Genomic DNA, 24,945 nt, shown 5'->3' with positions numbered 1-24,945 from the left:
AGCAATGAAAAACTAATGTCCTAATTCGGCTAAACTTTCTTTCAATGCAACAATAAATACATCTATATCTGATTTTTTTACTGTTAATGAAGGTAAAATTCTTAATAGATTTTTGTTGTTGGCGCTTCCTGTAAAAATATGTTTCTCTACAATTAATTTTTTACGAAGTGCTCCAATTTCAAAATCAAATTCCACACCAAGCATCAATCCTCTTCCTTTTACTTTTATAATTTGAGGCACTTGCTTGATTTGCTCAAAAAAGTAAGCAGAAACTTCATTTACATTATCCTGTAATTTTAATTTTTCCATTACATCCAAAACTGCAATTCCTGCTGCACAAGATAAATGACTTCCTCCAAAAGTAGTTCCTAACAATCCGAAACTAGCTTCAAATTCTGGAGAAATTAAAATTGCTCCAACCGGAAAACCATTCCCCATTCCTTTTGCCACCGAAATAATGTCGGCTTTGATATTATGATGTTGGTATGCAAAAAACTTTCCGCTTCTCCCATACCCTGATTGTACTTCATCTAAAATTAAAACTACACCATGTTTTTTACAAGCTTTTTCTAAAGCCTGAAAAAATTCAGTTGTCCCCTCATCCAAACCACCTACTCCTTGAATTCCTTCAATAATTACACTCGAAACATCTCCTTTTTCAAGTTCTGCTTCTACTAATTCGATATTATTAAGAGGCAAGAAAGTAACTACTTGCTGTGCATTTATTGGAGCTACGATTTTTTTGTTATCTGTAACTGCAACTGCAGCTGAAGTTCTTCCGTGAAAAGAATTATCAAAAGCAACAACTCTTGATTTTCCGTTATGAAAAGAAGCTAATTTCAATGCATTTTCATTTGCTTCTGCTCCTGAACTGCATAAAAACAACTCATAATCTTCTAATCCTGAAAGCTTTCCTAATTTCTCTGCTAATTCTACCTGCAAAGGATTCTGAATTGCATTAGAATAAAAACCTAAATTATCTAATTGATTTTTAAGTTTCGATACATAATCTGGTTGTGTATGACCAATAGAAATTACTCCATGACCACCATATAAATCTAAATACTCTACTCCGTTATCATCTGTAATTGTGCAATCTATTGCTTTTACAGGAGTTATGTCATAAAGTGGGTATACGTTAAATAAATTCATGTCTTCTTTTTGTTTATTTTGTTTCAGGTTTAAAGTTTCAAGTTATATTTAGAACGTGAAACTTCAAACTCGAAACTAGTTTAAGTTTCAGCATTGATATTTCAAGTTATGCACTGAACGCAGAACTTGAATCCTGAAACAAATTTTTCTAAAATCCGCTTGGTTTCAAATGTAAACCTGTCGTTTCTGGTAATCCAAACATTAAATTCATGTTTTGAATTGCTTGCCCAGAAGCTCCTTTGGTTAAGTTGTCGATTATTGAAGTAATCAATATCCGATTTCCTTTTTTAGTTAAACTAATAATACATTTGTTTGTTTGTACAACCTGTTTCATATTGATATTGGTTGTAGTTACTGTTACAAACGGTTCATTTTTATAAAAATCTTCATATTTTGCTACGATTTCATCTAAGCTCTCTTCTGCAGTAGTATATAATGTTGCAAAAATTCCTCTTGCAAAATCTCCTCTATTTGGAATAAAAAGTAACTCATTTGAATAAGTTGCCTGCAGTTGGTTTACACTTTGATTTATCTCTCCTAAATGTTGATGATCAAATGCTTTATAATGCGACATATTATTTGATCTCCAACTAAAATGTGTAGTTTCTGAAGGACTTACGCCTGCTCCAGTACTTCCTGTTGTAGCGTTAATATGTATGTCATTTTCTAAAAGCTGATTTTTTGCCAAGGGTAACAATGCTAATTGAATTGCGGTAGCAAAACAACCTGGATTGGCAATATAATTTGCTTTTTTAATAGCCGTTTTATTCAATTCTGGCAATCCATAAACAAATTGTTTTCCATCAAAAATTGAATCTTTAGTCAATCTAAAATCATTTCCTAAATCAATAATTTTAGTATGACCTGCAAATTTATTTTCTTGTAAAAATGAAATAGACTTTCCATGACCTAAACATAAGAACAATACATTTACATCTGGGTTAATTGCATCGGTAAAATCCATTTCAATATCTCCTAATAAATCGTGATGTGCTACAGATAATGGCTTACCCGCATTAGTGGTACTGTACACAAAATCGATATTCACATTAGGGTGATACATTAATATTCTTATCAATTCCCCAGCTGTATAGCCTGAACCGCCTATTATTCCAACATTAATCATAGTCTAAGTGATTTACGGATGAAAATATATTTTGGGCATTTCCTAAAATCTTAATAAATCCTTTGGCATCATCAGATGTCCAAGCGTTGTTCATTTCTCCGTATTGACCAAATCCTGTATTCATTAAATCATTATCTGATTCAATTCCGTCAAGCGAAAAGTGATATGGTTTTAATGAAACAATTACAGTTCCATTTACAGTTTTTTGAGTATCCTCAAGGAAAGCTTCAATATTACGCATTACAGGATCCAAAAACTGACCTTCATGGAATAACATTCCGTACCAGTTTCCTAACTGTTCTTTCCAATATTGCTGCCATTTACCTAATGTATGTTTCTCTAATAAATGATGTGCTTTTATAATTATTAAAGGTGCTGCTGCTTCAAAACCTACTCTTCCTTTAATACCGATAATCGTATCTCCTACGTGAATATCTCTACCAATTGCATACGCATTAGCTAGTTTTTCTAAGATAACAATATTTTTTGTTGGTGTATTTTTAATGTTATTCACACCTACTAATTCTCCTTTTTCAAATTGTAAAGTTACCTTCTCTTCACCATCTTTTTCTAATTGCGATGGATATGCTTCACTTGGTAAAGCCTGATTAGAAGTTAAAGTTTCTTTTCCTCCTACACTCGTTCCCCAAAGTCCTTTATTGATCGAATATTGTGCTTTTTCCCAAGAATAATGAACTCCATTTTTTTGCAAATAGTCAACTTCTTCTTGTCTTGACAATTTTAAATCTCTAATTGGAGTAATGATTTCAATTTCGGGAGCGATAGTTTGAAAAATTAAATCAAATCTAATTTGATCATTTCCCGCTCCTGTACTTCCATGTGCAATTGCCTCTGCTCCAACTTTTTTAGCATATTTTATTGCTTCAATAGCTTGAAAAACACGTTCTGCACTTACAGATAATGGATAGGTATTATTTTTTAGTACATTTCCATAAATCAAATATTTTATAGCTTTATCATAGTATTTATCTACGATTGTAAGATTTGCATGTTGTGCACTTCCTAATTCGTAAGCTCTTTCTTCAATAGCATTTAGTTCTTCTTCATCGAAACCTCCTGTATTAATAAGTACAGTGTGGACTTCATATCCTTTTTCATTTTTTAAATATTTAAGGCAGTACGAAGTATCTAATCCTCCGCTATAAGCTAATACAACTTTTTTCATAATTTTATTTTTTTAAGAAAAGGGCTTGTTTAATTGATTTTAATCTATTGAGTACTTTTACGTTAAATGGATGTTTTGGCGGATCTTTTTGTTTTTCTTTTGGATCGTACAACATTCCTGTGCATAAGCACATTTTATTTTCTTTACTTTTTAATATTTCATAATTTGTACAAGTTTTACAACCTGCCCAAAAGCTTGGATCACTTGTAAGTTCTGAAAAGGGAACTGGCTTATATCCCAAATCTGAATTGATTTTCATAACAGCCAAACCAGTTGTTATACCAAATATTTTGGCATCAGGGTATTTTTCTAATGAGTAGTCAAAAACTTTTGATTTGATTTTTTTGGCTAAACCTAAATTTCTATAATCGGGATGTACTATTAATCCAGAATGAGCCACAAACTTGCCATGTTGCCAGCTTTCGATATAACAAAACCCTGCAAATTTACCATCAGCCAATGCGATCAATGCGTCTCTGTTCTCCATTTTTTTCTGAATGTACTCTGGAGTTCTTTTAGCAATTCCGGTACCTCTCAATAAGGCAGACGACTCTATGGTATCGCAAATTTCTTGCGCATATTTATAATGTTCTTCTTGTGTTACAACAATAGAGATCTTCATTTCAATAGTTGAAGTTAGGGTTAAAAAATAAAACATGATTTTTTTTCTGAAACCCAAGAGTTGCTTCAGCAAAGCTAAATAAAATATACGTAAAACCCTTAATATCAAAAAGATGATACTGAGAAATTTTTAAATAAAATGTACTTCTAGGATGTGTTTGTCCAAAGGACAACTTAGGTAATTTCAAGACAAAAAAATGAATATAAATAAATACAACGAAAAACTCTTTTGAATACTATATAGATAGTATCCGTACTTCGGGAGAAGTAGCAACTGAGTTTGTCCGTGACAAAGAAGTTATATGTAAACTTATTTTATTCATCGATGCAAATTTACATCTTTTTTTTAATTACAACACGTTAATCAAAAATTGTAACATTTTTTTAATAAAATGTTGTTTCTGCAGATTTATCGCATCATAACAGCTAATTTCTGAGTGAAAATTAAATTTTTAATAAAAAAAATCGACTATTTGAGTCTAACTCAAACAGCCGATTTCATTAATTAAAACCTCATAAAGGTCTATAAAAAAGCTTATAAGCTCTATTTCATAATTAAATTTTTAATTACTCTTTTGTAAATTCCATTACTTGTGAGTTCTCTAAAATTGTCATTTTCAATCCTGTTTTACTAAATGCAAATTTTAATCCAGCTCGTTTTGATTCAAAAGTATCAACTGCATCAGCAACAGGCTGAAGTGAAAATTTAGGATAGTTTGGCAACTCTACTGTTAAAGCTCCATTTTTTTCTGTGAATATAATTTTTAGAGGTGAGATTTTACTAGAATATGTACCTAGATAAGAATCTAAAACAACATCTTTTTCAATTTTACCACTTCCGGCTGTCCATACATTATTACTTACATTGCTATCTGGAAAAACATGATCAGGGTCAATTGAAACACTTTCAATTTCTTCTGTAGAATCAAATTTAAAAGACCATTCTACATTTCTCTGCCAGATTTCAACTGGTAATTTTACTCTAGAAACTTTACCACTTTTAGTTTTTACATCTATTATAACAGGCATTGCCATTTTTTCAAAGTTCTCAATAGTGATAATAATTCCATTTTTAGGATCATTTTTCACATATTTGATAGCGTTAATACCTTGATCAAAACGCCAGTTATTTACAAACCAACTTCTCCAGAACCAACTTAAATCTTCTCCAGCAACATTTTCCATTGTTCTGAAGAAGTCATCTGGTGTTGGATGTTTGTAAGCCCAACGCTCAATATAGGTACGGAATGCGATATCGAAACGCTCTTTTCCTAATACTTGTTCTCTTAGAATTACCAAAGCAGAACTTGGTTTATAGTAGCACAACAATCCAATGTTTGCTTCCTTCATATTATCTGGAGAACTCATCACAGTTTCTAGCTTTGGACTAGTAAACATCTCAGCCATTTTATGCATATCTCTTGGCGCTTCTTTGTACTCCCCTTTATTAAATTCAGCAGTACTTAATGAGTTGATAAAAGTATTGAATCCTTCATCCATCCACCCAAATAATCTTTCATTTGAACCTACAATCATTGGAAACCAAATATGTCCAAATTCGTGATCTGTAACTCCCCATAAATCTTCTCCTTTAGACTCCCAACTACAAAATACAATACCAGGATATTCCATTCCTCCTTCATTACCTGCTACGTTTGTTGCAACTGGATAAGGATATTCAAACCATTTATTAGAATAATTTTCGATTGCTCCTTTAGTATATTCTGTAGAACGCCCCCAAGCAGCATCTCCTGCGCTTTCTACTGGATAAGCTGAAAGAGCTAATGACTTTTTACCACTAGGTAAATTAATCTTTGCACCATCTAAAATAAATGCTGCCGAAGATGCCCAAGAAACATCACGTGCATTTTTCATTTGATAATGCCATGTTTTTTCTCCATTTACTGGAGCAGCCACAGCAGATGCAACCTCTTCAGCAGATCGAATCATAACAGTCTTATCACTTTGAGCGGCTTCTTTTAAACGTTTTTGTTGTTCGGCAGTATAAACCTCAGAAGCATTTACTAATTCACCTGAAGAAACTACAAAATGATTAGCAGGAACAGTTAATTTCAAGTCAAAATCACCATATTCCAAATAAAACTCTGATGCTCCTAAATATGGATGTGTGTTCCAGCCTCTTACATCATCATACACACACATACGTGGATACCACTGTGCTATAGTAAAAATTTTCCCATTTTTAGTTTCAAGAACTCCTGTTCTATCTGATCCTTCATTTGGAGCTATGTAAGAGAACTCAATTTTAATTTTAACACTGCTTCCTTTTGCTGCTAATTCTTCTGGAAGAAAAATCTGCATTCTTGTATCAGTAACAATATATTTTGCATCAGTTTCAACAGATTTTTTCTTATTAAAAACAGTTACTTTTACTGATTTAATTTTATTTCCACCATCAAAAACCTGACCTTGAGCTCCGTTACGACTTCCTGTTAAAGGTACTACAGCATTTCCTCGTGAATCTTCCTTAAATAAGTTTTGATCTAAATTAAGCCAAACAAAAGACATCTTATCTGGACTATTGTTGGTATAAGTGATTTCATCTGTACCAATAATTTCATTCGTAACTCCATTTAATCTTGCAGTAATCTTATAATCTGCCCTATTTTGCCAATATTCAGCACCCGGCTGACCACTTGCTGAACGGGTTGTGGTTCCGTTTTTTGAATAGAACAATGGAGAGAATGCTTCATAATAATCGTATTTAGAAATAGGATTAGTATTTGCAGAAGGAACTTGTTGTGCCCATGTGGCCGAAATTCCAAACAATAAAGCCATAGACAATATGGCTCTCAAAGAGAGTTTTTTCATTTTTGTTGGTGTTTATCTAGCAAATTAATGAAAAAAAAAGGTATTTATGAATTAAATCTAAATAGATTAATACTATTTAAACTAAATTTTATTAGAAAATATTTCACCCGCTTTTTTGTCTATAAATTAATTTTATAAATATATTTACAATACCTAATTTTTTAATCTCACAAAACCTAAATTTTGATTACAGTTATTTCAAATTCTAAACTTACTGCTTCAATTAAACATGCTGGAGCCGAATTATTTTCATTAAAAAACATACAAAACAAAGAATATATTTGGGAAGGAAATCTCGCTTTTTGGGGCAAACACTCTCCTATATTGTTTCCAATCGTAGGCACATTAAAAAACAACACCTACTCTATTAACAACATTTCATATCACTTACCACGACATGGTTTCGCTAGAGATATGGAATTTAATCTAGTTTCTAAAACTGATGAAAGCGCAGTATTTTCTATTCAATCAAATGATGAGACACTAAAAATATATCCTTTTAAATTTGAGCTTCAAATAATTCACACCTTAATAGATTCACAACTGGATATCCAATATAAAGTGATCAATAAAACCAATTCTAAAATGCCTTTTTCTATTGGAGCTCATCCTGCTATAGCACTACCAGAAAATTTCAAAGATTATGTTTTAGAATTTGAAAGAAAAGAAATTCTAGAATATTCTTTACTTGAAAATGATTTGATTTCTAATAAAACCAAACAATTAGAAACAAAAGAAGGTCAAATTCATTTAGATTATTCACTATTTGAAAATGACGCATTAATATTTAAGTCATTAGAATCTCACTCACTAACCATATCAGAAAACAATACACCATATGTAAAAGTTGATTTTTCAGATTTTCCTAGTTTAGGTATTTGGACAAAAGAAAATGCTCCTTTTATTTGTATTGAGCCTTGGTTTGGCTATTCAGATACTCCCGAGAATTCAGGAAATCTTTTCGAAAAAGAAGGAATCTTGACTTTAGAAGCAAATCAAACATTTAATTCGAAATTTAGTATCGAAATTATATAACTCAATCTTATTACATACCCTATGTTAAATTTTAATTTTTCTCCATTTCCTGTACTCGAAACTGAACGCTTACTCCTTAAAAGAATAACGAATGAGGATACTAGCGAAATCATAGCACTACGTTCTAATCCAGAAACTATGAAATACATTCCAAGACCACTCATAACAACTAATGAGCAAGCATTGGAACATATTTCTCAACTTAACAGCATTATAGAAACAAATGAAGGAATCAATTGGGGAATTACTTTAAAAGACAGTCCTAAAATAATTGGATTTATTGGTTATTTTAGAGTTCAACCCGGAAACTTTCGTGCAGAAATAGGCTATATGTTATTACCTGAATTTCACGGAAAAGGAATTATTCCTGAGGCTGCAAAAAAAGTAATCGATTATGGATTTAATGAAATGAAACTACACTCTATCGAAGCTGTTATTGATCCTGATAATTTAGCTTCAGAAAGAGTTTTACAAAAAATGGACTTTGTAAAGGAAGGTCATTTTAAAGAATCGGAATATTATGAAGGACGTTTCTTAGACAATGTAATTTATTCATTATTGAACAAATAAAGCATTTAAATTATTAAAAGCAGTGAAGTATATAAAAGAATATAAAGTACAAACTACTCGCACAATTCAATAGTTTAATGCTAAAGAGCAATACAACATTATTACAAGAGAAGCGTTTAAAATTTATATATTTCTGAATAACTTACAGAATTTCAATGTATTCTTGTTAAATTTTAAATTTACAACAATACAACATAATGCATTGCGTTATATTTGCACACTAAACTAGCAATCAAAACTAACTTATTGCTAGTAATTACTAGATTTTATGAAAAAATTATTTGCCTTAACCATTCTTTTATTCACAATTCAATCTCATAGCCAAACTTACATAAAAGCAAATGCACTTACAGCTTTAGTCTCCGTTCCTGATGTTGCCGTAGAAACAAGTATTGGAAAAAAACTAACCCTTAACATTGACTTAATGGCTTCCTTTTGGGAATCATTTGATGGAAAAAGCCCAATGAAGTTTGTCACTTTTACTCCTGAAGTTCGCTACCATTTTAATGAGAAATACAATGGTTTGTATTTTGGTGGTCATATAGGAGGAGATATATATAAAATCCAAAAATGGAATTACTGGGATACAAACAAATATGAAGATGGACATGGATATAGACTTGGCGCCACACTTGGATATCAAAAGAAATTAAATGATAAATTTATGCTCGATTTTTTCGTTAGCGGAGGATGGCACCAAGGTTTTTACAAAGGCTTTTACAATGATGGCACACCGGGACGTTACGAAAAAGCAAAACACTATAACAAAAGTGGTGAATGGCTTCCTTATGGAGGTGGCGTAATGATTTCATATAAATTAAATTAATCTATACTGGAAATTTAGGAATTGATTTAATGTATAAATCCTCTACTTTTTTCCTAGCCCAATCTGTTTTTCTTAAGAAAGTTAAACTAGATTTTATACTAGGATTTGAAGTAAAACATTTAATCGGTATTAATTCACCTAAAGTATCAAACCCATAGTAACCAACTAATTTTTCGAGTATTGCTTGAAGTGTTATTCCGTGTAAAGGATTTTTATCTTGATTTTGCATTTTATATTTTTTTAAATAATAACAAAAAGACCGTACTACAAAAAGTACGGTCTTTCTTTTTTACAAAATTACTAAATTGAAATTAAAATAATCCTTCTATAATTTAGAATATGAATTTAAATCCAACAGCAAGCGGTGTTGTTAAGTTTGCACCACCAACAGAATAAGCTGAATCAACATTTGCCATATGTGCTAATCCAAAATTAGTTACAGTCGTTTTAGAACCATCTTTTGGATCTATAGTTGTAGATGTAAAATTCGCTAAATTATAAGAAAACTCAACTGAGAAGTATTTTGTTACGAAGTAATCAAATCCACCTGATAGAGTTAAACCAAATTGGTTTATTTTTGTATCTTTTTCTTTTTCCTTCCCTGTAATAATTGGTGCTGCCAATTGACCAAAGAAATATAGAGAAGACCCCCCAATATTCCAATATTTTCTTGCTAATGGTTGAATAACTATCAAATCTGTTTTTACGTCAGTACCTTTATCTGTCTCTGACTTCATATTAATGTATCCAAGCCCTGCTCCAACAGCTACAGATGGCGTGATAAAAGTACCTACAATCGGAATTACTGATAAATTTGTATGTTTTACATCATCAGTTTTAGTTTGTTGGTAGCCAAATTGTGATGTTACAAACCATGCTCCTTTTAAGCCTTGATCTGCTTCCTGAGCCTTTACAGTTAACCCCATTAAAACAATACTAGCTAATGTTAAAATCTTTTTCATGTCTTTAAGTTTTTATTTTAAATTATTTAACAAACTTAGGCGTAAGTTTTTTCCTGAAAAATGATTAAAATCATAGTTTAAAAATTATCTTTAATTATCTTTGATTTCACTAAAGTTTTTCTTTTTTATTTTACATTTGTACCCTATGTTAAAAACAGTCAATATACTCAACAAAAGAGCCCGCTTCGATTACGAAATAATAGATACCTACACTGCTGGAATTGTTTTAACCGGAACTGAAATCAAATCAATACGCCTTGGTAAAGCAAACATTACCGAAAGCTTTTGCGAATTTAGTGGTGATGAACTTTTTGCTATTAATACCTATATTGAAGAATATACCTTTGGAAATCAATTCAATCATAAATCAAGAAGTGAGCGTAAATTACTTTTGAACAAAAAAGAATTGAAAAACCTTCAAAAAAGTGTACAAGCAAAAGGATTAACAATTATTCCTTTAAAGCTGTTTACCAATGAAAAAGGACTCGCTAAATTACAAATAGGACTTTGTAAAGGGAAGAAAAACTACGATAAACGTGAATCTCTAAAAGAACAAGATACTAAGCGTGATCTTGATCGAATTAAAAAAGCATTTTAATTTAGTCTCTTTTTTAAAATAAAAATTCCAAAGTGATATCTCGATATTTATACTTATTTTTACTACAATAAACTCTAAATTTCTAGCTATGAAAAGAATATTTGTTTTATTAACTGTAATCTTATTATATGGATGTGGTACTAATTCTTCTATCATTACTAGTTGGAGGGATCCGCAAATAACAATTAGTTCAGAAAATTTCAAAAAAGTATTAGTTGTAGCTTTAATAAAAAATGAAGGGACACGAAGAGTTATTGAAAACAGAATTGCTGCAAGTAACCCTATTTTTCATGCTTCTTATCCGTTCTTGAATCAAATTAGTAATGGCCTTACAGATGACCAAAAACTAAAAATACTAAACGATGAAAATTTTGACGGTGTAGTTACTATGCGATTAGTAAGCAAAGAAAAACAAACCGAATATGTTCCTGGAATAGATAATAGCATCTATTATGGAGGCTATAATGGTTTATTATATGGAGGCCCGTTTGGTGGCTGGTACGGAATGTATGCAAACGATTTTTACACTCCAGGTTATTACGTAGAAAACACTTATTATATAGTAGAAACCAATGTTTTTTCTTTGAAAGAAAAAAAATTAATCTGGACTGGCACAACAAAATCCTCTGATGTTACTGATATTGGCACAACAATAGATGATATCATGAGAACTATAATATACGAAATGAAGAAAGACGGAACGTTACCAAAGAAATAGCACTTATCACAAAAAAAATCACAAATAGCATTGAATTCATTTTTAATGCTATTTTTTTACCAATAAAACAATGACTAAATTTGTCTTGACAATTAAAACCATGCTTCTAAAATGAAAACGATACTTAAAAATGCTCGGGAACAAAAAGGTTTTAAAACTCGAGAAGTAGCACAATTACTTGAAATTGATCAAGCCTTAATCAGTAAATTTGAAAGTGGCGCCCGAAAACCTACAAGAGAACAAATTGTAAAACTTGCTTCATTGCTCGAAATTGATTTTGAGAATCTATTAATACTTTGGTTAAAAGAAAAAATAATACATGAAATCGGACATGAAGAAATGGCACTTAAAGCATTACATCTCGCCGAAATCGAAATTCAAAACATTAAAAAGAGAGATACTTCGATTATCTTGTCAACATTGCAAAACGTTCTAAATGAAATTGAAGTCTTAAAAACAAAAATACAATCATTCCAACAATTTGATTTGCATCGAATTTCTAAAATTTTAGAGCTCGAATATACATACGAAAGCAATAGAATTAATAACAACTCATTGACGTTACAAGAGACTAAAGCAGTAATTAATGAAGGACTAACAATTGGAGGCAAAACCATGCAGGAGCATTTAGAAGCGGTAAACCATCATGAAACTATTTCTTACATTAAAGATTTAACTCAAAAAAACAGTGCTGTCAATGAAAAAGAATTACTGAGTATTCACCATCAGATTTTAAGAGGAATAAAACCCGCTCATGCAGGAAAATATAAAAATGACGCATTGATTATTCGCGAAATGAGCTCTTTTTTCAGTTGGTATGAAACCAATAAAAACACACTTCACCCTATATTATTAGCTTCTGAAGCACATTTAAAGATCATAACAATTAGCCCTTTTGAGAGCGAAAATATTCAAATAGCTCTTTTATTAATGAACTGGATATTAATTCAAAACGGTTATGTTTTTGCAACTATTCAAGGTGATGACGAGCATAAGAATAAATATCTTTCGATTTTAGCAGAAAGTCAGAATCAAAATGACAAATCAATTTTTATAAATTATATCGCTCAAGTAGAAAAGGAAAATTTACAGCGTGCAATTGAATTAGTTACTCAATAAAAAAGCCCATCGAAATGGGCTTTTACTAATTTTTATCTTCTAATAAAGGAACGAATCTAAATTCTCCAAACTCATGTTTTTCAAATTGTGTTTCGTTTTTACGAATTAACAACGTCATAACCTGAACATCTTCTCCTAGCGGGATAACTAATCTTCCTCCTATCTTTAATTGTGCCATTAACGGCTGAGGAATAAATGGTGCTCCAGCAGTCACAATAATACTATCAAATGGCGCATAACCAGGTAATCCTTTATAACCATCTCCAAAAGAAAGATGCTTAGGTCGAATCCCTAATTTAGGAAACAAGATAGATGTTGTTTTAAATAACTCATTTTGTCTTTCAATACTATATACTTTGGCTCCCAACATATATAATACTGCGGTTTGATACCCAGACCCAGTACCAATTTCTAATACTTTATGGTCTTTTTTAACTTCTAACAGTTGCGATTGAAACGCAACAGTGTAAGGTTGAGAAATAGTTTGCCCAGCACCAATCGGGAAAGCTTTGTCCTGATAAGCATAATCTTCAAAGCTAGAGTTCAAAAAAAGATGTCTTGGAATTTTTTTAATCGCTTCCAAAACAGCCTTATCGGTAATTCCCTTTTGTTGCAAAGTGCTTACTAATTGATTCCGAAGTCCTTGATGTTTGGCAGTGTCTTTCAATGTTTGTTCTTTTTATTTTAGCAAAAATAAGAAAGTAAATAGGAATTCAAATATTGATTCTTAAATATTAAATTACTAAAACTTTAAAGCATTCACTTTCACTTTCAACAAATAAATTATATTTTTGTTAAAAATACATTCTCATGTTAAAAGTAGGAGTTTTAGGTGCTGGTCACTTAGGTAAAATACATTTACGTTTATTACAACAATCTGATAAATATGAATTAGTTGGTTTTTATGACCAAAATCAAGAAAACGCCGAGAAAATTTCTAAAGAATTCGGTTATAAAAATTTCAATACAATTGCAAAGCTAATTCATGCTGTTGATGTAATTGATATTGTAACTCCAACATTATCACACTACAAATGTGCTAAAGTTGCCATAAAATCAGGAAAACATATTTTTATCGAAAAACCAATTTCGAATACTGTTGAAGAAGCCGAAGAAATAATTGCTTTGGCAAAAGAATATAACGTAAAAGGTCAAGTTGGTCATGTTGAACGCTTTAATCCAGCATTCATAGCAACAAAAGACATGATTGAAAATCCGATGTTTATAGAAACACATCGTTTAGCCGAATTTAATCCTCGTGGTACTGACGTTCCTGTAGTTTTAGATTTGATGATTCATGATATTGATGCTATTTTAAGTGTAGTAAAATCAAAAGTAAAAAGTATCAATGCAAGTGGAGTTTCAGTAATTAGTGATACTCCAGACATTGCCAATGCTAGAATTGAATTTGAAAATGGTTGTGTTGCAAACTTAACAGCAAGCAGAATTTCGATGAAAAACATGCGTAAAACGCGTTTTTTCCAAAGGGATGCCTATATTTCAGTTGACTTTTTAGAAAAAAAATGTGAAGTTGTTCGTATGAAAGATGCACCCGAAATACCAGGTGATTTTGATATGATTTTGCAAAATGCAGAAGGAGTAAAAAAGCAAATCTATTTTACAAATCCAGATGTGGAGCAAAACAATGCAATTTTAGATGAGTTAGAATCTTTCGCAAATGCAATAAACACTGATACTGATCCAGTTGTAACTCTAGAACAAGCAACAGATGCATTAAAAGTGGCTTACCAAATTATTGACTGTTTCGATAAATAAAAATAACCTCAAAAAAGTTAGCCATAAATTCATGAATTAATTCGTGAATTTATGGCTAAAATTATAAAATATAGTACTTAAATAATATGAAAACAATAGCTGTAATCGGTGCTGGAACAATGGGTAACGGAATTGCTCATACATTTGCTCAAAGTGGTTTTGTAGTAAAACTAATTGATGTTTCTGAAAAATCTTTAGATAAAGGAATGGCAACCATTGCCGCTAACTTAGACAGAATGCTTGCAAAAGGAAGTATTACTGCAGAAGAAAAAGCCAAAACAATAACAAATATTATTACCTATACTGATATTAAAGATGGTGTTGTAGGCGTAGATTTAGTTGTAGAGGCAGCTACCGAAAACATTGATTTAAAGCTTAATATTTTCAAACAATTAAACGAAGCTTGTTCGCATAACACAATTTTAGCAACAAATACTTCATCCATCTCTATAACACAAATTGGAGCTGTTGTAGCACATCCTGAACGTGTTATTGGGATGCACTTTATGAATCCAGTGCCAATCATGAAATTGGTAGAAATTATTCGCGGATACAACACCAGCGATGAAGTTACTAAAATCATCATGGACTTATCCGTAAAATTGGGTAAAACTCCTGTTGAAGTAAACGATTATCCAGGTTTTGTAGCAAACAGAATTTTAATGCCTATGCTAAATGAAGCTATCGAAACATTATACAACAAAGTAGCTGGTGTTTACGAAATAGATACCGTAATGAAACTAGGAATGGGACACCCAATGGGACCATTACAACTAGCAGATTTTATTGGACTTGATGTGTGTTTAGCTATTTTAAATGTAATGTACGACGGTTTCAAAAACCCTAAATATGCACCATGTCCACTATTAGTAAATATGGTACGTGCTGGAAAATTAGGAGTGAAATCTGGCGAAGGATTCTATGATTATAGTGAAAGTAAAAAAGCGGAGAAAATCTCAAAGCAATTTATCATTTCATAAAAAAGAAAAAACATGTCAATAGCATCAAATTTAAACACCATAAAAGCTTCCCTGCCAAAACATGTGACTCTTGTTGCGGTTTCTAAAACCAAACCCATTACTGATTTAATGGAGGCTTATGAAGCTGGTCAGCGTATTTTTGGAGAAAACAAAATCCAGGAAATGACAGACAAATGGGAAGAAATGCCAAAAGACATCCAATGGCACATGATTGGTCACGTACAAACAAATAAAGTAAAATTTATGGCACCGTTTGTAAGTTTGATTCATGGAGTCGATAGCTTAAAACTATTACAGGAAATCAATAAACAAGCATTAAAAAACAACCGTGTTATTGATTGTCTGCTTCAAATACATATTGCCGAAGAAGAAACTAAATTTGGTCTTGACGAAAAAGAACTTGCATCGCTCCTAGCCTCTGCTGATTTTCATAATTTAAAAAACATTCAAATTATAGGTTTAATGGGAATGGCAACTTTTACCGAAAATCAAAACCAAATAAAGAAAGAATTCACGCATTTAAAATCAATCTTCGACTCTTTGCAAGCTACAGAAACCGTAAACTGTAAATTAAATACTGTTTCTATGGGAATGTCAGGAGACTACCAACTTGCAATAGAATGTGGCAGTACTATGGTTCGCATTGGAAGTAGTATATTTGGAGGAAGATAAATTACAAAAACCAATATCAATTCCAAAAAACAATAACTTAATGGAAAAAATATTCAATTTTGAAGATAGATTAGTTCGTTTTGCTGGAGAATGTATTTTCTTTACAAGGCAATTAGAAAGATTATTTGAAAATGAATATTATAAAAATCAATTAATTCGATCATCTGGTAGTGCTTGCTTAAATTTTAGAGAAGCACAAGGCACGATTACTAATAAAGATTTTATTTTTAAAGTTTCCTCTAGTTGCAAAAGAGTTAAAAGAATCAAGGAACTCATTAAAAATTCTCAATTATATTAAAGAAGGAGATAGCGATAAAAGAAACAAACTTCTAATTGAAGTAGAACAACTTATTGCAATTTCATCAAAAATGATACTAAATAAAAACAATCAATAACAATGACAATAACAGTAGTAATTTTCAGGAATTGTTATTGATATTGAAATTGTTTTTTGAAATTGACATTGATAATGTACGCAATACTAGACATAGAAACAACTGGAGGACAGTTTAATGAAGAAGGGATTACCGAAATTGCTATCTATAGATTTGATGGCCATGAAGTAGTTGACCAATTTATTAGTTTGGTTAATCCTGAAATTCCAATTCAGCCGTTTGTTGTAAAACTTACTGGTATCAACAATGCTATGTTGCGTTCAGCACCAAAATTTTTTGAAATTGCCAAACGAATTATTGAAATCACCTCTGATTGTGTTATTGTAGCACACAATGCGTCTTTTGATTACAGAATCTTACGCACCGAATTTAGACGTTTAGGCTACGATTTTGAAGCTAAAACCCTTTGTACAGTCGAACTTGCCAAAAAATTAATTCCAGAACAACCTTCTTATAGCTTAGGCAAACTAGTTCGAGCACTTGGAATCCCAATGGCCGACAGACATCGTGCCAATGGTGACGCAATGGCAACTGTTAAGTTGTTTAAAATGCTTTTAGAAAAAGATACAGAAAAAACAATCATAAAGGATTTTATAAAACTTGAAATCGAAAAAGGTATTGCTCCAAAATTACTGGACATCATAGCGCAAGCACCAACAAAAACAGGTGTATATTACATACATAACCAAAATGGAACCATTATTTATATTGGTAAAAGTCGAAATATAAAAAAACGTATTAATCAGCATTTTACAGGAACTAATATCAAAAGCAAGAAAATTCAAGCTGAGGTATTCACGGTTACTTATGATGAAACAGGAAGTGAACTGATTGCACTTTTAAAAGAAAGTGATGAAATAAAAATCAACAAACCAAAATACAATCGCTCTAAGAAAAAAACAGCATTCCCACTATCTATATATATTGAAAAAGACAAAAATGGGTATCTAAACTTAAAACTTCAGAAAACTGACGGAAGAAAAAAAGAAATTACATCTTACGGAAGCCTACAAGAAGGAAAAAATGCTTTGTTTTTTTTTACTGATAAATACAAACTATGTCAAAAGCTTACTGGTTTATATGCTACTAAAAAAGAATGCTTTCAATATAAAATAAAGGAATGTGATGGAGCTTGTATCGGAGAAATTTCTCCTGAGGAGTATAACACAAGAGTTCAAAACTTTATTACAGATTACAGCTTCGAAAATAAAAATATGATTTTAATAGACCGTGGACGAACGATAAACGAACGTAGCGCCATATTGATAGAAGATGGTGTTTACAAAGGCTATGCATTTTACGATTTAAACTACCAGATTACCAACATCGAAATTCTCAAAAACATACTTATACCAATGCAAAACAATCGTGATGCTAAAAGTATAATTCAAAATTATATGAGAAAAAACAAATCATTGAAAGTAATTCATTTTTAATAATAGTAACATTCAGTATCTTCGTAGATATGAAAAGAATTAAATCAAAATACGAGCTTTTCAGACAAAAAACCCAAATCATCCTATATGGTACAAATACCTTTTTAGGACGTATGTTCGATTTGGTACTTTTGGGACTTATTTTATTGAGCGTACTTTTAGTAATGCTAGATACAGTAGAAGGTATCAATCATAAATACCACACACAGCTACTTATTTGCGAATGGGTAATAACATCATTTTTTACCATCGAATTTATCTTACGTATCATTTCGATACAGAAACCTGTAAGATATATATTTAGTTTTTACGGAATCATTGATTTAATGGCAATACTACCTATGTATTTGTCAATATTTTTCCCAGCCACAAATGTTTTAACCATTGTAAGAGTCTTACGTTTCTTCCGATTGTTCAAGATTTTGCATATTCCACAAATATCACAACAATCGATACAACTTCGTGAAGCAATGGAAGCTAGCAAAGAGAAAATCCTAGTTTTTATTTACTTTGTTATTATTAGTGCTGTAATTATTGGCTCATTAATGTATGTCGTCGAGGGTAAAGAAAGCGGTTTTACAAGTATCCCTGTTGGTATCTATTGGGCTATTGTAACCCTAACTACCGTAGGTTACGGCGATATTTCACCAGCATCACCATTAGGACAATTTTTAGCTTCATTGGTAATGATAATGGGATATGGAATCATTGCAGTCCCTACCGGAATTGTAACAGCCGAGTTTGCAAAAAGTAGCCTTAAAAGTAATGCTGTTAGTAGCAAAAAAACATGCACAAATTGCAACTCACAAGTTCATTTTGACAATGCAAAATACTGCTACGAATGTGGCAAAACATTAGCAGATAAATAATTTAAAAAGCCATTCCAGCTATACATTACAACTCCTCCTTATATTCGTAATTTTTTTAAGGTATAATAAGGAGCTTCATAAAGTCGCTCTTATATACCCAAAAAAATAAACAAATCTAAGTCTGGGGTTTACATTCCTATCTGGGCTAAAAAATATGAAATACTTAATCACAATAGTAGGACCAACAGCAATAGGCAAAACTGCCTTGAGTATCACATTGGCACAGCATTTCAAGTGCGAAATAATCTCTTGCGATAGCCGTCAGTTTTTTAAAGAAATGACAATTGGTACAGCTGTACCTAATCCTGACGAATTACAAGCTGCCAAACACCATTTTATACAGAACATCTCTATTTTTGATAATTATACTGTAGGTGATTACGAAAAAGAAGCACTAAATAAGTTAGAAGAATTGTTTAAACATAATGATTATGCAATTCTCATAGGGGGTTCGGGTTTATATGTTGATGCAGTTTTAAAAGGATTCGATGAGTTTCCCGAAATAGATACTACAATACGAGAAAAAATAGCACAGGAATACGAACAAAAAGGAATTACGTATTTACAGGAGCAATTAAAAAAATTAGACAGTAGTTACTACAATAAACTTACTATCGAAAACCCGCAGACATTACAAAATCCACAACGAATGATGCGCTTTGTAGAAGTTTGTTTAGGCACCGAAAAGCCATATTCATCATTTCTAAACCAAAAAAAGAATAATCGAAACTTCACCCCTATCCTTATAGGTTTAGAAGCAGACAGAGCCGTAATTTACGATAGAATAAACCAACGTGTTGATATAATGCTAAACAATGGTTTACTTGAAGAAGCACAGCGTCTTCATCCTAATAAAGCGTTAAATGCCTTGCAAACGGTCGGATATCGAGAATTATTTAGTTATTTTGATGGCGAATTCACCTTGCCATTTGCAATCGAAGAAATCAAGAAAAACACTCGCCGTTTTTCAAAACGTCAACTAACTTGGTTTAAGCGAAACGAAAATACAAAATGGTTTGATTATCTAACACCAAAAAGTGAGATAATAAACTTTATCAATAAAAATATAAAATAATTTACAATGCCCATATCACCAAATTTCACTTCTGTTTTAAGCAAAGACTGGGAGATCAATTTTACACAATGCACGCCAAGTGGCTATTTAAAATATACCGATATGTGTAATCTTTTGCAACTCACCGCAGCTGCCCATTCAGAAGTTGGAGGAATTAGCTTTACAGATATGCAGGAATTTGATCAAGCTTGGGTTTTAAGCCGAATGCGTGTAGAAATTACAGCTTTACCTAAGTGGCAAGATGTAGTAACTGTAAAAACATGGATTAACAGTTTAGAAAATTCTCGCTCAGTTCGTGCATTAGAAATGTATTTAAATGGTGAAAAAATAATTGGAAGTGAAACATTCTGGGCTGTTTTTAACACTAAAGCACGACGTCCTGAAGGCTTGGCTTTACCATACGAACATTTTGAATTATTTCCTGATAAAAGGGCAACTACTGATGGTTTCTCTAAAATAAGCATCAATCCTGATAAAGAATCTGTTTTTGAAAAAACTGTTTATTTATCTGATTTAGACATTGTGAACCATGTAAATAATGTAAAATATCTTGAATGGTGCTTAGACCACGTAGACTCAAACAAAATATTGAATCAAGAAATAGATAGTTTCGAAATGAATTTCATGAAAGAACTATCCTTGAATGACAATGTTGTAATTCATGAAAGCGAAACTGATGCTAATAGCACTTTTAGCATTACTAAAGAAGATAAAACATGTTTTGCATTACAGCTTAATTGGAATAAATAGCAATCCTTTAAAAACAAATTATAAACTTATTGCTATCTAAGCCGATCAACTTCTTTGCTATTACACTGTCATTCCATTGAACAAGAAATTACAATATAATAGAAAAAAAGTCTGTAATTGACCTGAATCCAAAAATAAGTACCTAACCGTTTATTTAAACCTGTTAGGTACTTATTTTTTTTATGACAACCCTTGTAACATAAAGCAGAATTAGTTACAAAAAAAAAGCTCCGATTTCTCGAAGCTTCCTATTTATGCATTTTCTTTATTTTTAACAACTAGTCTAAAACCTTCACCGTGTATGTTAAGAATTTCAACATTTTCGTCTGGTTTAAGATACTTTCTAAGTTTGGCGATATATACGTCCATACTTCTTGAAGTAAAGTAATTATCATCTCTCCAGATTTTTGTTAAAGCCAATTCTCTTGGCATTAAGTCATTTTCGTGAAGGATTAACATTTTCAATAATTCGTTTTCTTTTGGAGATAACTTTATTGGCTCTTCATTTTCAAAAGTTAAAAATCTAAGTTTTGAATTTAAATGAAATTTACCAATGTTAAACTCAAATTGAACTTGCTCTGCTTTTGTATCAGAAGATTTTCTTTGAATAATTGCCTTAATTTTCATAAGCAATACTTCTGAATCAAACGGCTTGTTTAAATAATCATCTGCACCTGCTTTATACCCTTTTAACACATCCTCTTTCATTGATTTTGCAGTTAAAAAGATAATAGGCACTTCGCTATTTTTCTCTCTGATTTCTTTTGCTAATGTATATCCGTCCTTATATGGCATCATGACATCAAGAATACACAAATCGTATACGTCTTTCTTGAATTTCTCGAAGCCTTCCATACCATTTTTTGCTAATGTAACTTCAAAGTCATTTAACATTAAATAGTCTTTAAGAACTGCACCAAAATTAAGGTCATCTTCTACTAAAAGAATTCTTTTATTGATATTTTCCATATTTTAATTTATTAGTGGTATTTTAATTATGAAGGTACTACCTTTCCCTTTTTCACTTTCAACGTAGACTTGACCGTTATGATCCTCTACGATTCTCTTTACATAAGATAAGCCCAACCCATGACCTTTAACATTATGTAAATCTCCTGTATGTTCTCTGTAAAATTTCTCAAAAACTCTTTTCTGAGCCACTTTACTCATTCCTAAACCATTGTCTTTTACTTTTATAAGAATCATATCTTTAATGTTCTCTGTAAAAATTTCTATTTTAGGAATACCTGGTGAATACTTTATAGCATTCTCCAATATATTAACCAAGACATTAGTAAAATGTACTTCATTAATTAATGCTGTTGTTCTAGCAGCATTATAATGATTTGTAACTGTTCCACCTCTATCTTCAAGAATCAAACTTACGTGCTCTATTGCATCATCGATAATCCCATGGATTTCGGTTGGTTCTTTATTTATGTCTAATTCTCTTTTCTCTAATTTAGAGATTCGTAATACATTCTCAACTTGAGCATGCATTCTTTTATTCTCGTCACGTATCATTTGAAGGTACCTAAACACCTTCTCTTTATCTTCTATTATTTTAGGATTTTTTATGGCATCCAAAGCCAAATTTATTGTTGCAATTGGAGTTTTAAACTCATGTGTCATATTATTTATAAAATCTGTCTTGATTTCAGATATATGTTTCTGACGAATCAACTGATTTAAAGCACTTGTATATGCAATAATAATAATAAGCGTAAATATGATTGATAATATTGTTATACTTACCAATTCTGACAGTAAAAACTTCTTTTTATGAGGAAATGTTACTGATAATTCATACTTATTATTCCCTTCATTGTCTGCAAAAATTGGTATTGAATAAGTCGATTCCTTATCATATTTAAATCCATCTGATTTAATTTTGGTTGCAATACCGCTACTATAAATTCCAAACTCGAATTTCGTTTTTACACCATATTCTTCTAATTCCTTTTTTAAGAGCTTTTGCAACTTCTCTTTACTAATTCTTTCATTAATAGGCATTGCCGAAGCAATATCTTTAAAGAATATTTCAAATTGTGCATTATCTAAAATATCAAGATTTCCAGATTTCTCAATCTTTACATCTGGAATTATACTTTGTTGTAACGACGAATTATCTATATTGTTATTATTATAAATTTCGGTTGTACGCTTAGAATTAAAATTCTTAAATCTTTCGTTATTAAATTTCTTATCAAAGAACGATCCATTGATATTATAATCTTCTGATATAATACTATTTGAATATACAATCGTTTTATTCGTTCTAGGATTTTTCTGAACGTAATAAAATTCTAATAAATCATTTTTTTGTGGAACTTTACCCGTACTATCTTTATAATGATTGTATTTATCATAAAAACTATACGCTTCTTGTTGTTGTAGTTTATCGGCTACGTTCCCAATAACTTGCTTAACATGAAACTTAAACTGCTCATCATTATTTTTAAATGAAGAAGTAAACCAATACACTTGAACAAGAATTATCCCAATTAAGGACAAACTCATTAACAAAACAAGAATTCTAAAAAACATTTTATTCATCGAAACAAAATTAATATTTTAACAATATACTAAATAATACATTAACCAAATATTAACATTTAAGAGTGATTTTGTTTAATATTTAAAATTTTAAGAATTTTAACAACTTCCTGCTTTGCACTTTTAAGATTCAAATTATGAATAACGTAATTACTATTCGCTAAACGTTGCTCATCGTTCCATTGCATATCCATTCGTTTTAAAACATGTTCGCGAGTAGTTTTATCGCGATTCATTACTCTCTCAATTCTGGTTTCCTGAGGGGCAGTAACCGTAATTATAATATCACATTCTTTATAACGACCACTCTCAAATAAAATTGCAGCTTCGTATATTATATAGGGGTCATTTTTATGTTTTAGCAACCAATTCTCAAAATCTTTTTTTACAGCAGGATGAACAATCGCATTAAGCAATGCTAATTTATCTGCATTATTAAAAACAATATCTGCTAATTTGGCTCTATTTAATGTATTATCCTCAAAAACTTCAGTCCCAAATACCGCTTTTATAGCTTCAATTATTTCATTAGACTGCATTACTTTTTTGGCCTCATCATCGGCAATATAGACAGGGATCCCCATTGCTGCAAAAAAGCCTGCTATGGTTGTTTTACCACTTCCAATACCTCCTGTTAAGCCTATTATTTTTGTCATACTAAATCTTAAAAAATAATCCTGGGAATGCTTCTTGAGGTTTTTTCTTCAAAATAATTATCTTAACAAACGATTCTAAAAAACCAATTCCGTATCCATAAAACTGTTTCCAAACCGCAATAACAGACAAAAACCCAATTTTCAAATTCTTATTTTGAATCGATGCCACAATAAAAATCATAAAAAAGTAAATAAAATACAATTGCAGAAAGATGTCAATATTAAAAATTAGCAATATAACTGCAAAAATAAGCCCCAAAATAAAAAATGTTGGGAAGAAAAATGTAAGTTTATTATACTGCGGATACCAACTGTTAAGTATTGGTCTTGCTTTTCCAAATTTATTAACCTGAATCGAAAATTTATCCCAATCGATTCTTCGTTTATGATACACATATGCTTTAGAAAAAAGCCTCGTTTCGAAACCTAAATTCCATAAGCGTATAGACAAATCTGGATCTTCTCCTGGGTGAATGTTTCCAAATCCTTTTGATGCTTCAAATCCTTTACGAGATAATCCCATATTAAAGCTTCGTGGCTGAAACTTTCCTATTTTCTCTGACCCTCCTCTTATTCCTCCTGTAGTTAGAAATGATGTCATAGCAAAATTAATTGCCTTTTGAATATCCGAAAAGCTATCTAAGGCTTTGTCTGGACCTCCAAAACAATCTACATAATCCTCTTTTAAAGCTTTATCAACTTCTACCAAATAATTTGATGGAATTATACAATCTGAGTCAAAAATAATAAAATAATCACCCAACGCTTTTCGCATTCCAAAGTTCCTAGAGTCACCAGGACCAGAATTCTCTTTAAAGTAATAAGATATATTTAATTTTTCTTGATATTTTCGAACTATGTCATCACATGGTAATGTTGAACCGTCTTCTACAAGCACGACTTCAAAAGGCTCTTTATATTCAGATAACAGTAAGCTTTCTAATAGCTCATCAACTTCGTCAGGACGATTATACACAGGTATAATTAAAGAAAACACCATAATTAGGTATGCGGTATTAAGGTAGTATTTGTTTT

General features: G+C 31.2%; 26 protein-coding genes. 14 read left to right on the top strand and 12 right to left on the bottom strand.

The genetic code is table 11. The features are described from left to right. Positions 1 to 12 precede the first annotated feature (12 nt). The 5 genes from LPB87_RS05600 to LPB87_RS05580 form a co-directional block, all read right to left on the bottom strand. A complete protein-coding gene (locus tag LPB87_RS05600; RefSeq protein WP_129538013.1) occupies positions 13 to 1,152 on the bottom strand; it encodes an aminotransferase class III-fold pyridoxal phosphate-dependent enzyme in 1,140 nt (379 codons plus the stop codon). A gap of 148 nt (positions 1,153 to 1,300) precedes the next feature. Continuing rightward, positions 1,301 to 2,278: an N-acetyl-gamma-glutamyl-phosphate reductase gene (argC, locus tag LPB87_RS05595; protein ID WP_129538012.1), complete on the bottom strand. Its 978-nt coding sequence runs from the start codon at positions 2,276 to 2,278 to the stop codon at positions 1,301 to 1,303. Continuing rightward, on the bottom strand, positions 2,271 to 3,464 hold the full coding sequence (locus LPB87_RS05590; protein ID WP_195736327.1) for an argininosuccinate synthase domain-containing protein: 1,194 nt from the start codon (positions 3,462 to 3,464) through the stop codon (positions 2,271 to 2,273). Before LPB87_RS05590 ends, argC begins: the two co-directional genes overlap by 8 nt. Positions 3,465 to 3,468: 4 nt before the next feature. Continuing rightward, positions 3,469 to 4,086 carry a GNAT family N-acetyltransferase gene (locus LPB87_RS05585; RefSeq protein ID WP_229990998.1) on the bottom strand — a complete coding sequence of 206 codons (618 nt, stop codon included), beginning with the start codon at positions 4,084 to 4,086 and terminating at the stop codon, positions 3,469 to 3,471. 566 nt (positions 4,087 to 4,652) lie between these two features. Next, positions 4,653 to 6,917 (bottom strand): M1 family metallopeptidase, encoded by a 2,265-nt coding sequence (locus LPB87_RS05580; protein ID WP_129538011.1) that lies wholly within the window; start codon positions 6,915 to 6,917, stop codon positions 4,653 to 4,655. A gap of 183 nt (positions 6,918 to 7,100) precedes the next feature. Between LPB87_RS05580 and LPB87_RS05575 the strand changes: the two genes are divergently transcribed. The 3 genes from LPB87_RS05575 to LPB87_RS05565 all read left to right on the top strand — a co-directional run bounded on the left by LPB87_RS05575 (position 7,101) and on the right by LPB87_RS05565 (position 9,348). Beyond that, positions 7,101 to 7,952, top strand: coding sequence for an aldose 1-epimerase family protein (locus tag LPB87_RS05575; protein WP_230605225.1), 852 nt, complete (start codon positions 7,101 to 7,103; stop codon positions 7,950 to 7,952). A 21-nt stretch (positions 7,953 to 7,973) separates the two neighbouring features. After that, positions 7,974 to 8,522, top strand: a complete 549-nt coding sequence (locus LPB87_RS05570; RefSeq protein WP_129538009.1) for a GNAT family N-acetyltransferase — start codon at positions 7,974 to 7,976, stop codon at positions 8,520 to 8,522. A 268-nt stretch (positions 8,523 to 8,790) separates the two neighbouring features. Then, positions 8,791 to 9,348, top strand: a complete 558-nt coding sequence (locus LPB87_RS05565) for a DUF3575 domain-containing protein (RefSeq protein ID WP_230605224.1) — start codon at positions 8,791 to 8,793, stop codon at positions 9,346 to 9,348. Position 9,349: 1 nt separating this feature from the next. On the opposite strand, the gene LPB87_RS05560 is transcribed toward LPB87_RS05565, so the two are convergent. Both LPB87_RS05560 and LPB87_RS05555 read right to left on the bottom strand, forming a co-directional pair. Continuing rightward, complete coding sequence (locus LPB87_RS05560; protein ID WP_129538008.1) at positions 9,350 to 9,577, bottom strand: VF530 family protein; 228 nt, start codon at positions 9,575 to 9,577, stop codon at positions 9,350 to 9,352. Between the two features lie 103 nt (positions 9,578 to 9,680). Then, a complete protein-coding gene (locus LPB87_RS05555; RefSeq protein ID WP_230605223.1) occupies positions 9,681 to 10,310 on the bottom strand; it encodes an outer membrane beta-barrel protein in 630 nt (209 codons plus the stop codon). Between the two features lie 145 nt (positions 10,311 to 10,455). On the opposite strand from LPB87_RS05555, the gene smpB reads away from it, so the two are divergent. From smpB to LPB87_RS05540, 3 genes are all read left to right on the top strand, one after another. Beyond that, positions 10,456 to 10,908: an SsrA-binding protein SmpB gene (smpB, locus tag LPB87_RS05550; RefSeq protein ID WP_230605222.1), complete on the top strand. Its 453-nt coding sequence runs from the start codon at positions 10,456 to 10,458 to the stop codon at positions 10,906 to 10,908. A gap of 88 nt (positions 10,909 to 10,996) precedes the next feature. After that, on the top strand, positions 10,997 to 11,626 hold the full coding sequence (locus tag LPB87_RS05545) for a hypothetical protein (protein WP_230605221.1): 630 nt from the start codon (positions 10,997 to 10,999) through the stop codon (positions 11,624 to 11,626). A gap of 111 nt (positions 11,627 to 11,737) precedes the next feature. Further along, positions 11,738 to 12,745 carry a helix-turn-helix domain-containing protein gene (locus tag LPB87_RS05540; protein ID WP_230605220.1) on the top strand — a complete coding sequence of 336 codons (1,008 nt, stop codon included), beginning with the start codon at positions 11,738 to 11,740 and terminating at the stop codon, positions 12,743 to 12,745. 25 nt (positions 12,746 to 12,770) lie between these two features. On the opposite strand, the gene LPB87_RS05535 is transcribed toward LPB87_RS05540, so the two are convergent. Continuing rightward, on the bottom strand, positions 12,771 to 13,412 hold the full coding sequence (locus LPB87_RS05535; protein ID WP_129538005.1) for a protein-L-isoaspartate(D-aspartate) O-methyltransferase: 642 nt from the start codon (positions 13,410 to 13,412) through the stop codon (positions 12,771 to 12,773). 143 nt (positions 13,413 to 13,555) lie between these two features. Between LPB87_RS05535 and LPB87_RS05530 the strand changes: the two genes are divergently transcribed. From LPB87_RS05530 to LPB87_RS05495, 8 genes are all read left to right on the top strand, one after another. Next, the gene (locus LPB87_RS05530; protein ID WP_129538004.1) at positions 13,556 to 14,521 is read left to right on the top strand and encodes a Gfo/Idh/MocA family oxidoreductase; all 966 of its coding nucleotides are present in this window, start codon (positions 13,556 to 13,558) and stop codon (positions 14,519 to 14,521) included. Between the two features lie 86 nt (positions 14,522 to 14,607). Then, complete coding sequence (locus LPB87_RS05525) at positions 14,608 to 15,501, top strand: 3-hydroxyacyl-CoA dehydrogenase NAD-binding domain-containing protein (RefSeq protein WP_129538003.1); 894 nt, start codon at positions 14,608 to 14,610, stop codon at positions 15,499 to 15,501. A gap of 12 nt (positions 15,502 to 15,513) precedes the next feature. Beyond that, on the top strand, positions 15,514 to 16,173 hold the full coding sequence (locus LPB87_RS05520) for a YggS family pyridoxal phosphate-dependent enzyme (protein ID WP_230605219.1): 660 nt from the start codon (positions 15,514 to 15,516) through the stop codon (positions 16,171 to 16,173). Positions 16,174 to 16,213: 40 nt separating this feature from the next. Then, positions 16,214 to 16,471: a four helix bundle protein gene (locus LPB87_RS05515; RefSeq protein ID WP_230605218.1), complete on the top strand. Its 258-nt coding sequence runs from the start codon at positions 16,214 to 16,216 to the stop codon at positions 16,469 to 16,471. 171 nt (positions 16,472 to 16,642) lie between these two features. Beyond that, entirely contained in the window at positions 16,643 to 18,004 is a 1,362-nt protein-coding gene (locus tag LPB87_RS05510) for an exonuclease domain-containing protein (protein WP_230605217.1), read from the top strand. A gap of 29 nt (positions 18,005 to 18,033) precedes the next feature. After that, positions 18,034 to 18,873: an ion transporter gene (locus LPB87_RS05505; protein ID WP_129538000.1), complete on the top strand. Its 840-nt coding sequence runs from the start codon at positions 18,034 to 18,036 to the stop codon at positions 18,871 to 18,873. 154 nt (positions 18,874 to 19,027) lie between these two features. Then, positions 19,028 to 19,948, top strand: coding sequence for a tRNA (adenosine(37)-N6)-dimethylallyltransferase MiaA (gene miaA / locus LPB87_RS05500; RefSeq protein ID WP_230605216.1), 921 nt, complete (start codon positions 19,028 to 19,030; stop codon positions 19,946 to 19,948). A gap of 6 nt (positions 19,949 to 19,954) precedes the next feature. Then, positions 19,955 to 20,698 carry an acyl-ACP thioesterase domain-containing protein gene (locus LPB87_RS05495; RefSeq protein ID WP_129537998.1) on the top strand — a complete coding sequence of 248 codons (744 nt, stop codon included), beginning with the start codon at positions 19,955 to 19,957 and terminating at the stop codon, positions 20,696 to 20,698. A gap of 252 nt (positions 20,699 to 20,950) precedes the next feature. Here the strand turns inward: LPB87_RS05495 and LPB87_RS05490 are convergent, their stop codons facing one another. From LPB87_RS05490 to LPB87_RS05475, 4 genes are read right to left on the bottom strand one after another with little or no spacing between them, the layout of a single operon-like run. Further along, positions 20,951 to 21,667 (bottom strand): response regulator transcription factor, encoded by a 717-nt coding sequence (locus LPB87_RS05490; protein ID WP_129537997.1) that lies wholly within the window; start codon positions 21,665 to 21,667, stop codon positions 20,951 to 20,953. A 3-nt stretch (positions 21,668 to 21,670) separates the two neighbouring features. After that, positions 21,671 to 23,254 carry a HAMP domain-containing sensor histidine kinase gene (locus tag LPB87_RS05485; protein WP_129537996.1) on the bottom strand — a complete coding sequence of 528 codons (1,584 nt, stop codon included), beginning with the start codon at positions 23,252 to 23,254 and terminating at the stop codon, positions 21,671 to 21,673. Positions 23,255 to 23,313: 59 nt separating this feature from the next. After that, the gene (coaE, locus tag LPB87_RS05480; RefSeq protein ID WP_129537995.1) at positions 23,314 to 23,910 is read right to left on the bottom strand and encodes a dephospho-CoA kinase; all 597 of its coding nucleotides are present in this window, start codon (positions 23,908 to 23,910) and stop codon (positions 23,314 to 23,316) included. A gap of 1 nt (position 23,911) precedes the next feature. After that, on the bottom strand, positions 23,912 to 24,910 hold the full coding sequence (locus LPB87_RS05475; RefSeq protein WP_129537994.1) for a glycosyltransferase: 999 nt from the start codon (positions 24,908 to 24,910) through the stop codon (positions 23,912 to 23,914). Positions 24,911 to 24,945: the final 35 nt, after the last annotated feature.

The organism is Flavobacterium sp. EDS (genome assembly GCF_020991525.1).
In the GTDB taxonomy this organism is placed as follows: domain Bacteria; phylum Bacteroidota; class Bacteroidia; order Flavobacteriales; family Flavobacteriaceae; genus Flavobacterium.
Note: the sequence above shows the minus strand (reverse complement) of the source record. Positions and strands in the feature narration are given on the sequence as shown.

Bases quoted from the DNA above. Each gene is read 5' to 3' on its own strand.
- LPB87_RS05600 (WP_129538013.1), bottom strand. From the start codon at position 1,152: ATGAATTTATTTAACGTATACCCACTTTATGACATAACTCCTGTAAAA.
- argC (WP_129538012.1), bottom strand. From the start codon at position 2,278: ATGATTAATGTTGGAATAATAGGCGGTTCAGGCTATACAGCTGGGGAA.
- LPB87_RS05590 (WP_195736327.1), bottom strand. From the start codon at position 3,464: ATGAAAAAAGTTGTATTAGCTTATAGCGGAGGATTAGATACTTCGTAC.
- LPB87_RS05585 (WP_229990998.1), bottom strand. From the start codon at position 4,086: ATGAAGATCTCTATTGTTGTAACACAAGAAGAACATTATAAATATGCG.
- LPB87_RS05580 (WP_129538011.1), bottom strand. From the start codon at position 6,917: ATGAAAAAACTCTCTTTGAGAGCCATATTGTCTATGGCTTTATTGTTT.
- LPB87_RS05570 (WP_129538009.1), top strand. From the start codon at position 7,974: ATGTTAAATTTTAATTTTTCTCCATTTCCTGTACTCGAAACTGAACGC.
- LPB87_RS05565 (WP_230605224.1), top strand. From the start codon at position 8,791: ATGAAAAAATTATTTGCCTTAACCATTCTTTTATTCACAATTCAATCT.
- LPB87_RS05560 (WP_129538008.1), bottom strand. From the start codon at position 9,577: ATGCAAAATCAAGATAAAAATCCTTTACACGGAATAACACTTCAAGCA.
- LPB87_RS05555 (WP_230605223.1), bottom strand. From the start codon at position 10,310: ATGAAAAAGATTTTAACATTAGCTAGTATTGTTTTAATGGGGTTAACT.
- smpB (WP_230605222.1), top strand. From the start codon at position 10,456: ATGTTAAAAACAGTCAATATACTCAACAAAAGAGCCCGCTTCGATTAC.
- LPB87_RS05545 (WP_230605221.1), top strand. From the start codon at position 10,997: ATGAAAAGAATATTTGTTTTATTAACTGTAATCTTATTATATGGATGT.
- LPB87_RS05540 (WP_230605220.1), top strand. From the start codon at position 11,738: ATGAAAACGATACTTAAAAATGCTCGGGAACAAAAAGGTTTTAAAACT.
- LPB87_RS05530 (WP_129538004.1), top strand. From the start codon at position 13,556: ATGTTAAAAGTAGGAGTTTTAGGTGCTGGTCACTTAGGTAAAATACAT.
- LPB87_RS05525 (WP_129538003.1), top strand. From the start codon at position 14,608: ATGAAAACAATAGCTGTAATCGGTGCTGGAACAATGGGTAACGGAATT.
- LPB87_RS05520 (WP_230605219.1), top strand. From the start codon at position 15,514: ATGTCAATAGCATCAAATTTAAACACCATAAAAGCTTCCCTGCCAAAA.
- LPB87_RS05515 (WP_230605218.1), top strand. From the start codon at position 16,214: ATGGAAAAAATATTCAATTTTGAAGATAGATTAGTTCGTTTTGCTGGA.
- LPB87_RS05510 (WP_230605217.1), top strand. From the start codon at position 16,643: ATGTACGCAATACTAGACATAGAAACAACTGGAGGACAGTTTAATGAA.
- LPB87_RS05505 (WP_129538000.1), top strand. From the start codon at position 18,034: ATGAAAAGAATTAAATCAAAATACGAGCTTTTCAGACAAAAAACCCAA.
- miaA (WP_230605216.1), top strand. From the start codon at position 19,028: ATGAAATACTTAATCACAATAGTAGGACCAACAGCAATAGGCAAAACT.
- LPB87_RS05495 (WP_129537998.1), top strand. From the start codon at position 19,955: ATGCCCATATCACCAAATTTCACTTCTGTTTTAAGCAAAGACTGGGAG.
- LPB87_RS05490 (WP_129537997.1), bottom strand. From the start codon at position 21,667: ATGGAAAATATCAATAAAAGAATTCTTTTAGTAGAAGATGACCTTAAT.
- LPB87_RS05485 (WP_129537996.1), bottom strand. From the start codon at position 23,254: ATGAATAAAATGTTTTTTAGAATTCTTGTTTTGTTAATGAGTTTGTCC.
- coaE (WP_129537995.1), bottom strand. From the start codon at position 23,910: ATGACAAAAATAATAGGCTTAACAGGAGGTATTGGAAGTGGTAAAACA.
- LPB87_RS05475 (WP_129537994.1), bottom strand. From the start codon at position 24,910: ATGGTGTTTTCTTTAATTATACCTGTGTATAATCGTCCTGACGAAGTT.